2 protein-coding genes are annotated in these 13,869 nt (G+C 74.6%); both read right to left on the bottom strand.

The genetic code is table 11. The annotated features are described in order from the left end of the window. Positions 1-11,279 (bottom strand): beta-ketoacyl synthase N-terminal-like domain-containing protein (locus AB0F15_RS43540; RefSeq protein WP_360283545.1); only part of this gene is annotated, 11,279 nt, incomplete at its 3' end. 202 nt (positions 11,280-11,481) lie between these two features. After that, a partial coding sequence (locus AB0F15_RS43535) for an SDR family NAD(P)-dependent oxidoreductase (RefSeq protein ID WP_360283543.1) occupies positions 11,482-13,869 on the bottom strand: 2,388 nt, incomplete at its 5' end.

Below are 13,869 nucleotides of genomic sequence, written 5' to 3'. Positions count from 1 at the left end.
ACCAGCGGCGCCGCCACCGACACCATCCCACCACCACCGGCCAACGCCAGAATGGCCTCGCTCCGCAACGCCACCACCCGAGCACCGTCCTCAAGGGACAAAGCACCCGACACCACCGCCGCCGCTATCTCGCCCTGCGAATGCCCCACCACCGCATCCGGAACCACGCCGAACGACCGCCACAATTCAGCCAGTGACACCATCACCGCGAACAACGCAGGCTGCACCACGTCGACCCGGCTGAGCGCGTCGGAATCGGCCAGCACCGCACGCAGCTGCCAGTCCACAAAGGACTCCAGGGCTGCCGCACACTCATCAAGACGAGCCGCGAACACCGGCGACGACTCCGCCAGGTCGAGGGCCATCCCCACCCACTGCGCACCCTGCCCCGGAAAGACCAGCGCCACCTTGCCCGGGGCACCGGCGATCCCGGTGACCACGTTCCCGGCGGGCGTCCCCTCGGCGACCGCGGTCAGCGCGGCGTGGTCCGCGCCGATCAGCACCGCGCGGTACGGGAACCGCGACCGGGCCGTGGCCAGCGAGAACCCGACGTCCGCTCGGTCACCGTCGACCGCGACGAGGGCGGTGGCCTGGTCGCGCAGCGCGGCTTCGGTCCGTCCGGACAGCAGCCACGGCACCGGCCCGGACACCGGTTCGCGCTCCTCGGCCACGACGGCCGGTGCCTCTTCGAGGATCGTGTGCGCGTTGGTGCCGGAGATGCCGAACGACGACACCCCGGCCCGCCGGGGACGGCCGGAGGTCCACGCCCGCGGTTCGGTGAGCAGCTCCACCGCACCCGCGGTCCAGTCCACCTGGGACGATGGCGCGTCGACGTGCAACGTCGGTGGCAGGACGCCGTGGCGCATCGCCATGACCACCTTGATCACGCCCGCGACGCCGGCCGCGGCCTGGGTGTGCCCGAGGTTCGACTTGACCGAGCCCAGCCACAGCGGCTCGTCGCGCTCCTGACCGTAGGTCGCGAGCACCGCCTGTGCCTCGATCGGGTCGCCCAGCGTCGTTCCGGTGCCGTGCGCTTCCACCACGTCCACCTCGGACGCGGTCAGGCCGGCGTCCGCGAGGGCCGCGCGGATCACCCGTTGCTGCGACGGCCCGTTCGGCGCGGTCAAGCCGTTGGACGCGCCGTCGGAGTTCACCGCCGAACCCCGCACCACGGCGAGGACGCGGCGGCCGTCGCGCAGCGCGTCCGACAGCCGCTGCACCAGCAGCATCCCCGCGCCCTCGGAGAACCCGGCGCCGTCGGCGGCGTCGGCGAACGCCTTGCACCGGCCGTCCGCGGCGAGGCCGCGCTGGAGGCTGAAGTCGACGAACATGCCGGGGGTCGCCATCACGGTCGCGCCGCCGGCCAGCGCCATCGAGCACTCGCCGCGCCGCAGCGCCTGCACCGCCAGGTGCAAGGCCACCAGCGACGACGAACACGCCGTGTCCACCGTCAACGACGGGCCTTCCAGCCCGAAGACGTACGACAGCCGCCCGGAGACGACGCTGGCGGCGTTGCCGACACCGGCGTGGCCTTCCAGCGGCTCGGTCGAGCGTTCCAGCAGGGCCGGGTAGTCCTGGCCGTTGGTGCCCGCGAACACGCCGATCCGGTGGCCCCGCACCGAAAGCGGGTCGATCCCGGCTCGTTCGAACGCCTCCCAGGACGTCTGGAGCAGGAGCCGCTGCTGCGGGTCCATGGCGAGGGCCTCCCGCGGCGAGATCCCGAAGAAGCCGGGGTCGAAGCGGGTGGCGCCGGTGAGGAAGCCGCCCTCGCGGGCGTAGCTCTTGCCGTGGGCACCGGGCTCGGGGTCGTAGATCTCCTCGAGGTCCCAGCCGCGGTCGTCCGGGAACGGCGTGATGCCGTCACCGCCCGCGGCGACCAGCCGCCAGAGGTCCTCGGGCGAGCGGATGCCGCCGGGGAAGCGGCAGCCGATCCCGACGATCGCGATCGGCTCGTCCACGCTCGTCGTGACCGGCCGTTCCTCGGCGGTCTCGCCGCCGGTGCCGAGCAGTTCGCCGAGGTACCCGGCGAGCACGGTGACCGTCGGGTGGTCGAACACCAGCGTCGCAGGCAGCCGCAGGCCGGTCGCGGTGGCCAGCCGGGTGCGCAGCTCCACCGCCGTCAGCGAGTCGAAGCCGAGTCCGGAGAAGGCGCGGTCGACGTCGATCGCCGCCGGGGAGGCGTGCCCGAGCACCGCCGCCGCCTGGGCCCGGACCAGGCCGGTCAGCACGCGGTGGGCTTCCGGCGCGCTCAGCCCGGCGAGCTGCGTGGCGAAGCCGGTGGCCGCCGGGGCCGTCTCCTCGACGGCTTCCGGGATCTCGGCGAGCAGCGGCCGGGGCCGGGCGGCGGCGAAGGCGGGGGCGAACCGCGGCCACTCGACGTCGGCGACGACCACGGTGGTGTCGTCGAGGTCGAGGGCCCGGCCGAGCGCGGTCAGCGCCAGATCCGGGTCGAGGGGCGGGACGCCCTCGGCCCGCAGCCGGGCGTGGTCGACGCCTTCGCCGGCGTCCCAGACCCCCCAGGCGATCGAGGTCGCGGCCGCCCCGCGGGCCCGGCGGCGCTCGGCGAGCGCGTCGAGGTGGGCGTTGGCGGCCGCGTAGGCGCCGTGGGCCCCGCTGCCGACGACGGCGGCGATGGAGGAGAACAGGACGAAGGCGTCGAGGCCGTCCGGGAGCAGGGCGTCGAGGTGGTCGGCGGTATCGGCCTTGACGCGGCACGCCCGGTCGAGGAGGTCCGGGCCGGTTTCGGCGAGGGGCGCCAGGTCCGTGACGGCGGCGGTGTGGAAGACCGACCGCACCGGTCCGTGGGCTGCGAGCACCGCGGCCAGCTGGGCCCGGTCGGCGACGTCGCAGCGCGCCTCGATCACTTCGACGCCGTCCTCGCGCAGGGTTTCCGCGCCGGGCAGGGCCGCCGCGGCGAGCACGATCCGGGTGGCGCCCCGCGTGATCAGCCAGCGGGCGAGCCGGACGGCCGCGTGGCCCTCGACGTCGGTGACGAGCACGGTGCCCTCGGGCCGCCAGCGCCGGGCGGGTTCCCCGGTTCCGGCGTGGACGAGCCGCCGGGCGAACACCCCGGAGGGGCGGAGCGCCAGCTGGTCTTCGCCGGTGGTTCCGGCCAGCACGGCGGCCAGCCGGGCGGCGGTCGTTTCGTCGAGGGTTGGCGGCAGGTCGACCAGGCCACCCCAGCGGGTGGGGTGCTCGAGCCCGGCGATCCGGCCGAGTCCCCACACCCGGGCCTGCGTGGGATCCGGCGCGCTGTCGTCGGGTCCGGTGGCCACCGCTCCTTCGGTGAGGAGCCAGAGCGGGGCGTCGACGCGGGTCAGCTCGAGGGCGGTCGCGGCGTCCGGCCGGACGGCCACGACGCCGGCGAGGTCCCCGAAGTCCCCGTCGTCCCCGACGACCTCGGCGCCGTGGGCGGTGAGCACCTGCCGGATTTCGCCGCCGTCTCCGACGACTCGCCAGCGGCCGGAAAGCCGGGCCGGTGGCACGGTGACGGGACGCCAGGCGATCCGGTAGCGCCAGGAGTCCGTGGTGGATTCGTCGCGGCGGCGGCTGCGCCACTTCGCCAGCGCGGGCAGGACGGCGTCGAGCGGGGCGTCCTCGGCGAGGTCGAGGGCGCCCGCGAACGCCGGGACGTCCTGGTCGCCGACGACCTCCCAGAAGCGCTGATCGGCGGGGTCGGCGTGGGCGGGTTCGGGTTCCGGGACGTCGAGCCAGTACCGCTCGCGCTGGAAGGCGTAGGTCGGGAGGTCGGCCGGAGCCGCCCCCGGGAAGGCCGGGGTCCAGTCCACGGCGACCCCGGTGACGTGGGCCTCGGCGAGCGCCGTGTGGAAGCGGGTGAGGCCGCCGTCGTCGCGCCGCAACGTGCCGAGCGCGACGACGTCTTCGCCGAGCGCCATGGTCAGCACCGGGTGCGGCGACGCCTCCACGAACGTGGCGAAACCTTCGCTCTTCAACCGCTCGATCGCCGTGTCCAGGCGGACCGTGCTGCGCAGGTTGGTGTACCAGTACTCCGCGTCCAGCGCCGAGCCGTCGATCCACCCGCCCGTCACCGTGGAGACGAAGGGGATCTCGCCCGCCCGCGGAGAGATCGGGCCGAGAACGGCGAGGAGCTCGTCCCGCACCTGCTCCACCTGCGGCGAATGCGACGCGTAGTCCACCGGGATCCGCTTCACCCGGATCCCGTCCGCGCGGCAGGACGTCAGGAACCCGTCCAACGCCTCCGGCGCACCGGAGACCACCACGGCCGCGGGGCCGTTCACCGCGGCCACGGACACTCCTTCGGTCAGCCGCGCCTCGACCGCTTCCACGGACGCACCGACCGAAACCATCCCGCCGCCACCGGCCAACGCCAGGATGGCCTTGCTCCGCAACGCCACCACCCGAGCACCGTCCTCAAGAGACAAAGCACCCGACACCACCGCAGCCGCGATCTCACCCTGCGAATGCCCCACCACCGCATCCGGAACCACCCCGAACGACCGCCACAACTCCGCCAACGACACCATCACCGCGAACAACGCGGGCTGCACCACATCAACCCGGCTGAGCGCGTCGGAATCGGCCAGCACCGCACGCAGCTGCCAGTCCACAAAAGACTCAAGCGCCGCACCGCATTCGTCGAGCCGGGCCGCGAACACCGGCGACGACTCCGCCAGGTCCAGCGCCATCCCCACCCACTGCGAACCCTGCCCCGGGAACACCAGCGCCACCTTGCCCGGCGCAGCGGCCTCCCCCACGATCACGTTCGCCGCGGGAGCGCCGTCCGCGAGAGCCGCCAACCCCCCGGCGAGGTCGTCGCCGACCACGACCGCACGGTGCCGGAACAGCGATCGGGCCGAGACCAGCGCCGCTCCGACCGACGCGGCCGGGAGCTCGCCCGCCCGGTCGAACAGCGCGGCCGCCTGCGCCCGCAAGGCAGCGGGGGTCCGGCCGGACAGCACCCACGGCCCGGCGGCCCGGGCCGCGATCGGCTCGGCCGCCCGCTCGGGAACGTGCTCCAGGACGACGTGCGCGTTCGTCCCGCTCACCCCGAACGACGACACCCCGGCCCGGCGCGGCCGGTCACCGGACGGCCACTCGCGAGCCTCGGTCAGCAGTTCCACCGACCCGGCCGACCAGTCCACATGCGACGAAGGCGCGTCGACGTGCAGGGTCCGCGGCAGCACGCCGTGCCGCATCGCCTGCACCATCTTGATGACGCCGCCGACCCCGGCCGCCGCCTGGGTGTGCCCGATGTTCGACTTCAGCGAACCCAGCCACAACGGCGTTTCGCGCTCCTGGCCGTAGGTTTCGAGCAACGCCTGCGCCTCGATGGGGTCACCGAGCGTCGTCCCGGTGCCGTGCGCCTCGATCGCGTCCACTTCGGACGCCGCCAGGCCCGCGTCGGCCAGTGCCTGGCGGATCACCCGCTGCTGGGCCGGGCCGTTGGGCGCGGTCAGGCCGTTGGACGCGCCGTCGGAGTTGACCGCGGTGCCGCGGACGACCGCGAGCACGGGGTGGCCGTGGCGCCGGGCGTCGGACAGCCGTTCCACCAGCAGGAGCCCGGCGCCTTCGCCCCAGCCGGTGCCGTCGGCGGCGTCCGCGAACGACTTGCACCGGCCGTCGGCCGCGAGCCCGCGCTGCCGGCTGAACTCGACGAACAGAGCGGGGGTCGAGAGGACCGTGACCCCGCCGGCCAGCGCCAGATCGCACTCGCCACGGCGCAGCGACTGGCACGCGAGGTGCAGCGCCACCAGTGAGGACGAACACGCCGTGTCCACAGTGATCGCCGGGCCTTCGAGGCCGAACGCGTAGGCGATCCGGCCGGAGGCGACGCTGCCGGCACTGCCGTTGCCGAGGTAGCCCTCGTAGCCTTCCAGTCCACTTCGGACGTTCTGCAGCCGGGTGGCGTAGTCCTGGTACATCACGCCGGCGAACACGCCGGTCCGGCTGCCGCGCACCGCCGACGGCACGATCCCGGCGCGCTCGAACGCCTCCCACGCGACTTCCAGCAGCAGCCGCTGCTGCGGGTCCGTCGCGGTCGCTTCGCGTGGCGACATGCCGAAGAACTCGGCGTCGAAATCGGCGGCGTCGTAGAGGAACCCGCCTTCGCGGACGTACGACGTCCCGCGGTGGGCCGGATCGTCGTCGAAGAGGTCACTCTCGGGCCAGCCCCGGTCGGCGGGGAACGCCGAAACGGCGTCGCGGCCCTCGGCGACCAGCCGCCAGAGCTCGTCCGGGGAGGCGATCCCGCCGGGGTAGCGGCAGCTCATCGCGACGATCGCGATCGGCTCGTCGGCTTCGGCCTTGGTGGCGACGACGGTGCGGGCGGTCCGCCCGGCGAGGTGGGCGGCGAGCACCGCGGGGGTCGGGTGGTCGAACACCAGGGTCGCGGGCAGCCGCAGGCCGGTGGCCGCGGCGAGGCGGTTGCGCAGGTCGACCGCGGTCAGCGAGTCGAACCCGAGGTCCTTGAACGCGCGGGCCGGGTCGATCGCCCGCGCCGACGCGTGCCCGAGCACGGCCGCCACCTGCGTGCGGACCACGTCGAGCAGTCCCGCTTCGGACAGCTCGCCGACGTGCCCCCCGGCCGCCGCCGCGATGCGCCGCGCCGGTGGCGGGAAGAGGCCGCGGAACAGCGGCGAGACGGTGCCTTCGGCGGCCTGCCGGCGCAGCGCGGCGGCGTCGAGGGCGATCGGGACCAGCGCGGCCGGGCCCGCGGCGACGGCCCGGTCGAACAACGCGAGCCCCTGGGCGGTGTCGAGGGGACGGACGCCGGAGCGGCCGAGCCGGTCCCGCGCGCGGTCGTCGAGGTGCCCGGTCATCCCGCCGGCCTCGGCCCACAAGCCCCAGGCGAGGGACACGGCAGGCCGCCCGGCCGCGCGGCGCCGCTGGGCGAGGGCGTCGAGGTAGGCGTTGGCGGCGGCGTAGTTGCCCTGTCCGCTGCCGCCGGTGATGCCCGCGGCCGCGGAGAACAGCACGAACGCGGCGAGGTCGGTGGTCAGCTCGTCGAGGTTGCGGGCCGCGTCGGCCTTCGGGCGCAGGACCGCGTCCAGCCGCTCCGGGGTGAGGGCCTCGACGACGCCGTCGTCGAGGACGCCCGCGGCGTGCACGACGGCGGAAATCCGGTGGGCGGCCAGCACTTCGGCGAGCCGGTCGCGATCCGCGGCGTCACCGGCGGCGAAGACGGCTTCGGCCCCGGCTTCCGCGAGGTCGGCGGCCAGTTCGGCGGATCCGGGTGCGGCCGCGCCCCGGCGGCTGAGCAGCACCAGCTGCCGGACGCCGTGCTGCCGCGCGAGGTGCCGGGCGACCAGCCCGCCGAGCAGGCCCGAGGCGCCGGTCACCAGGACCGCGCCGGCACCCCAGTCCGGGGTTTCCCCGGCTGCGGCGGCGGCGCGGGCGAGGCGGGGCACGAAGACGCGCCCGCCGCGGACGGCCGCCTGCGGCTCGGGCGGGATGACGGGGTGGTCCGGATCGTCGGTGTCCAGCAGCAGGAACCGGCCCGGGTGTTCCGACTGGGCCGACCGGACAAGGCCCCACGCGGCGGCGAGGCCGGGGTCCGGCGCTTCGCCGTCGTGCACGGCGACGGCACCGCTCGTGACGAAGACGAGGACTTCGGAGCCTTCGGCGGCGAGCCGGTCCTGGAGGAGCCCGAGCACGCGGTGGACCGGTGCGCCGGTGAGGCGCTCGAAGACGACCTCGGTCCCGGGTGCTTCAGCCGGGACTTCGGTCCAGTCGACGACGTACAGGTCGTCCGCGGCCGGATCATCGGCGGCGCGGCCCAGGCCGCCCGGGGGCAGCGGGCGGAGAACGAGGGACCGCGCCGTGGCGACCGGGGCGCCCGACGGGTCCGCGACCTCGACCGTGACCTCGTCCGCGCCGCGGCGGGTCAGCCGGACGCGGAGCGCGGAAGCGCCGGTGGCGTGCAGGGCCACGCCCGACCAGGCGAACGGGAGCCGCGCCTGGCCGTCCTCTGTGGACGCGGCCAGGGCGAGCGGGTGCAGGGCCGTGTCCAGCAGGGCCGGATGGAGGCCGAAGCGACCCGCGTCCTGCGCTTCCGGCAGTTCCACCTCGGCAAAGAGCTCCTCGCCGCGGCGCCACGCCGAACGCAGACCCTGGAAGGCGGGTCCGTAGCCGTAGCCTGCCGCCGCGCGGAGGCCGTCGTAGAAGCCGTCGAGGTCGATCCTGGCCGCGCCCTCGGGCGGCCAGGAGTCCAGGGTGAACCCGGCCTCCGGGACGCCGGGGGCGAGCACGCCGGTGGCGTGCCGGGTCCAGGGGTCGTCCTCGTCGCGCCGCGAATGGACCTCGACGGTCCGGTGGCCGGAATCGCCGGCCGCTCCCACTCCGACCTGCAGCGTCCGGGTGCCGGCGGCGGGCAGGGTCAACGGGGTTTCGAGGGTGAGTTCCTCGACCGTGCCGCAGCCCACGCGGTCACCCGCTTGGACGGCGAGTTCGAGGAACGCGGTACCGGGCAGGAGGATCGTGTCGTGCACGGCGTGGTCGGCGAGCCACGGCTGGGCCTGCGGGGAGACGCGGCCGGTCAGCACCAGCCCGTCGCCCGCGGCCAGCGCCACCGCCGCCCCGAGCAGCGGGTGCCCGGTGGCGCTCAGGCCGAGCGCGCCCGCGTCACCCGGATCCGCGACGACGGTGGGCCAGAACCGTTCGCGCTGGAAGGCGTAGGTGGGCAGGTCGGCCGTGCGGGCGCCGGGGAAGGCCGGGGTCCAGTCGACGGCGACGCCGCGGACGTGGGCTTCGGCCAACGCCGTGTGAAAGCGGGCAAGACCACCGTCGTCCCGGCGCAACGAGCCCAACGCGATGACGTCCTCGCCGAGCGCCATCGTCAGCACCGGATGCGGCGACACCTCGACGAACGTGCCGAAACCCTCGCTCTTCAGCTGCTCGACCGCCGTGTCCAGCCGCACGGTGTTGCGCAGGTTCGCGTACCAGTACTCCGCGTCCAAAGTGGACCCATCGACCCACTCACCGGTCACCGTAGAGATGAAGGCGGTTTCGGCGTCGCGCGGGGTGATCGGGCCGAGGACGTCGAGGAGTTCGTCGCGCAGCTGCTCCACCTGCGCCGAGTGCGACGCATAATCCACCGGCACCCGCTTCGCCCGGATCCCATCGGCCGCACACGACGCGATCAGCGCGTCCAGAGCATCCGGCACACCAGAGACCACCACCGCCGCCGGACCGTTCACCGCCGCAATCGACAACCCATCGATCAAGCGCCCCTCGACCTCGACCAGCGGCGCCGCCACCGACACCATCCCGCCACGCCCGGCCAGCGCGATAATAGCCTTGCTCCGCAACGCCACCACCCGAGCACCGTCCTCAAGGGACAAAGCACCCGACACCACCGCAGCCGCGATCTCACCCTGCGAATGCCCCACCACCGCATCCGGAACCACCCCGAACGACCGCCACAACTCCGCCAACGACACCATCACCGCGAACAACGCGGGCTGCACCACATCAACCCGGCTGAGCGCGTCGGAATCGGCCAGCACCGCACGCAGCTGCCAGTCCACAAAAGACTCAAGTGCCGCACCGCATTCGTCGAGCCTGGCCGCGAACACCGGCGACGACTCCGCCAGTTCGAGCGCCATCCCGGCCCACTGCGCACCCTGACCCGGGAAGACCAGCGCCACCTTGCCCGGCGCGCCCGCTTCCCCGGTGATGACGTTCGCCGCCGGAGTGCCCTCGGCGAGCGCCGCGAGACCGCCGGCGAGATCGCCGACCACGACCGCACGGTGCGGAAACGCCGAACGGGTCGTGACCAGCGAAAACCCGACGTCCGCGGCCGGTGCGTCGTGCCCGGCCAGTGCGGCGGCCTGCGCCTTGAGGGCGTCCGTGGTCCGTGCGGCCAGCACCCACGGCACCGGCCCGTGCACGCCGGAAGACGCCGGTTCCTCGAGGTCCGGCGCCGCTTCGAGGATGACGTGGGCGTTGGTGCCGCTCATGCCGAACGCGGACACGCCCGCGCGCCGCGGCTCGCCGGTCTCCGGCCACGGCCGGGCCTCGGTGAGCAACCGGACCCCGCCGGACGCCCAGTCGACGTGCGACGTCGGGGCGTCGACGTGCAGCGTCCGCGGCAGGACGCCGTGCCGCATCGCCTGCACCATCTTGATCACCCCGGCGACGCCCGCGGCGCCCTGGGTGTGCCCGACGTTCGACTTCAGCGACCCGAGGAACAGCGGGTCGTCGGCGGGACGGGCCCGGCCGTAGGTGGCCAGCAGCGCCTGCGCCTCGATCGGGTCGCCGAGGGTGGTCCCGGTGCCGTGCGCCTCGACCGCGTCGACCTGCTTCGCCGAGAGCCGCGCGTTGGCCAGGGCGTCGGTGATCACGCGCTCCTGTGCGGGACCGTTCGGGGCCGTGAGGCCGTTGGACGCGCCGTCGGAGTTGATCGCCGAGCCACGGACGACGGCGAGCACCGGGTGGCCGTGGCGCTGGGCGTCGGACAGCCGTTCCAGCACCAGCATGCCGGCGCCTTCGCCCCAGCCCGTGCCGTCGGCGGCGTCGGCGAAGGACTTGCAACGGCCGTCGGGGGCCAGGCCGCGCTGCCGGCTGAACGCGACGAACGCCGCCGGGGTGGACAGCACGGTCACGCCGCCGGCGAGAGCGAGGGAGCACTCGCGGCGCCGGAGCGCGTGGCACGCCCAGTGCAGCGCGACGAGCGAGGACGAACAGGCCGTGTCGACGGTGACGGCGGAGCCGGCGAGGCCGAGGAAGTACGCGAGCCGTCCGGAGACGACGGCGGTCGCGGTGCCGGTGAGCAGGTGCCCTTCGAGGTTTTCCCCGGCTCCGCGCATCAGGTTCGCGTAGTCCTGGCCGGTGTTGCCGACGAAGACGCCGGTCTCCGAGCCGGCCAGCGAAGCCGGGTCGATGCGCGCGCGTTCGATGGCCTCCCAGGTCGTCTCCAGCAGCAGCCGCTGCTGGGCGTCCATGGCGAGGGCCTCGCGCGGAGAGATGCCGAAGAAGCCGGCGTCGAAGTCGGCGACGTCGTGCAGGAAGCCGCCGGACGCGGTGTGGGAGGTGCCCGGCCGGTCGGGGTCGGGATCGCGGAGCGCGGCGAGGTCCCAGCCGCGGTTCTCGGGAAATCCGCTGACGGCGTCGGTGCCCGCGGCGACGAGCTCCCACAGGTCCTGCGGCGACCGGACACCGCCGGGCAGCCGGCACCCCATGCCGACGATCGCGATCGGCTCCTGCTCGGCGTCCTCGACCGCCTGCAGCCGCCGGCGCGTCTGGTGCAGGTTGGTCGTGACCCACCTGAGGTGCTCGCGCAGCGTCTCCTCGTCGGCCATGTCAGTGCCACCAGCCTTTTCTCCAGCGAAGTGCGGACACCCGGCACATCCGCGCGCCGAAGTGGCATCAAAGTGAGGCTATGGGACCGGTTTTGGCCCTACAACCCCTAAAGAACCCCCTTAAAGGGGCCCCTACGCAGGGAAATCCCGCTCCCGGCGGAGGAGCAGGATTTCCTTGGCGAGCAATTACGGAAATGCGAGATCACATTTTACCGAGGTCATTGTTGATGAATTCGAGAAGCGCGTCGTCGTCGGCGAAATCGAGCTCGCCCGCCGGCACCTCCGCGACCGGCTCGGCGTAGCGGCCCAGCAGGGTCCGCAGCCGGACGGCGAGCTCGGTCCGCGTCAACCGGTCGGGCTCGCCGACGGCCAGGGCCGCTTCGAGCCGGTCGAGCTCGGCCAGGACGCTCGGGGCGGTGTCCCCCAGCTCCGCCCGCAGGTGCTCGGCGAGCGCGGCCGCGTTGGGGTGGTTGAACACCAGGGTCGGGGGCAGCGTCAGGCCGGTCGCCGCGGCGAGCCGGGTCCGCAGTTCGACCGCGGTGAGCGAGTCGAAGCCCAGCTCGGTGAACGCGCGGTGCGGGTCGACGGCGGCGGTCGTGGCGTGCCCCAGCACCTGCGCGGCCTCCGTCCGGATCAGCGTGACCAGTTCGGCGAGCTGATCGGCGGGCGCCAGGCCGGCGAGCCGCGCGATCCCGGCGACGGCGGCCGGTTCGGGCAGCCGCGCCTCGGTCAGCCGCGCCTCGGGCAGCTCGGTGAGCAAGCGGCTGAGCCGGGTGGCGGTGAAGGCGGGGGCGAACCGCGCCCAGTCGACGTCCGCGACGACCACGGCGGCGTCCCCGGCCCCGACGGCGGCCCCCAGCGCGCCGAGCGCCCCGCCCGGCGGCAGCGGCCTCAGCCCACGGCGGCGAAGGTGGTCCTGCTCGGCCGCGCCGGCCGCCATCCCGCTGCCGGCCCACGGCCCCCAGGCCACCGACGTCGCGACGCGGCCCCGGGCCCGCCGCTGCCCGGCAAGCGCGTCGAGCTGCGCATTCGCGGCGGCGTAGGCGGTCTGGCCGCCGCTGCCCCACACACCGGAGACGGACGAGAACAGGACGAACGCGTCGAGGTCGTCGCCGAGCAGCTCGTCGAGGTGGCGGGCACCGGCCACTTTGGCGTCGAGCACGAGGCGGAACCCGTCGTCGCCGAGCTCGGCGAAGGCGGTGGCCTGGCTCGCCCCGGCCGCATGCACGACGGCGGTGACCGGCGGGATCTGCCGGAGGACCCGGGCCAGCTCGTCCCGATCGCTGACATCACAGGCGAGAACGGTCACTTCGGCCCCGGCGGCCCTCAGGTCGCCGGCGAGTTCGCCCGCCCCCGGCGCGCCGGGACCGCCGCGGCTCAGCAGGACGAGGTGTTCGGCCCCCGCCCCGGCGGCCCAGCGGGCGACGGTCGCGCCGAGCGCCCCGGTACCCCCGGTGATCAGGACGGTCCCCCTCGGCGACCACGAGGGTGCGGGGGCCGGCAGGGGCGCCCGGACCAGGCGCCGCGCGAACAAGCCGGACGGGCGCAGGGCGAGCTGGTCTTCGCCGCCTGGGGCGATGTCCGCGGCCCGGGCACCCACCCCCGGCCCCTCGCCACTGGCGGCACCGGCAGCACAGGCGGCGCCGATGATTCCCCAGACCTCGGCGGCCAGGTGCTCGTCCGGGGTCTCCGGGATGTCCAGCAGGCCACCCCAGCGGTCCGGGGTCTCCAGCGCCAACGCGCGCCCGAAGCCCCAGAGGCCGGCCAGCTCCGCGTCGCCCGGTGCGTCGTCGGCGGGAGTGGTGACCGCGCCGAGGGTGAGGCACCACAGCGGGGCCGTCACTTCGGACCTGGCCAGCGTCACCGCGTCGGCCAGTGCGTTGCCGCCCGGGGCCGAAACCAGCAGCACGCCGTCGATTTCTCCGGCTGCCGGGAGCTCGTCCGGGCCGATGATGGAGACCCCGTGCCGCTCCAGGGCTTCCGCCCAGCGGCGGGCCGCTCCGGGGGCCGCCACGATCGCGTACCGGCCGGCCGGGGCTGCCGGCGCGGGGCCGGGGACCGGGACCCACGTGACCCGGTAGCGCCACGACTCCGTCACCACGGCCTCGGTCCGCTCCCGCCGCCAGGACGCCAGCGCGGGCAGCACCTTGGCGACGTCCGGCTCGGGCACCCCCGTCCCGGCCGAAAGCCCGGCGGCGTCACCCCGGTCGACCGCGGCCCAGAACCGCGCGTCGACCTCGCCGCCCACCGGACGCGCGGCCGGCTCGGGCCAGTAGCGCTCCCGCTGGAAAGCATAGGTGGGCAAGGGAATCCGGTGGCCCGGCAAGCCGGTCCAGTCCACCGATGCTCCGGTCGTGTGCACCGCCGCCAAGGCGCTGAAGAACGTTCGTTCTTCGTCGCGGTCGCGCCGCAGCGCCGGGATCGCCGTGCCGGGCACCATCGAGCTCAGCACACCGTCCGGACCCAGCTCCAGGAACACCCCGACCCCAGCAGAATCCATTGTGGACACACCGTCGGCGAACCGGACCGCCTCCCGCACGTGCCGCACCCAATACTCCGCCGAAAACGGCTCCGCGAGAGCACCGCTCAC

The organism is Amycolatopsis sp. NPDC026612 (assembly GCF_040638285.1).
Lineage (GTDB): Bacteria > Actinomycetota > Actinomycetes > Mycobacteriales > Pseudonocardiaceae > Amycolatopsis.
This window is presented reverse-complemented; position numbering and strand designations above follow the sequence as displayed.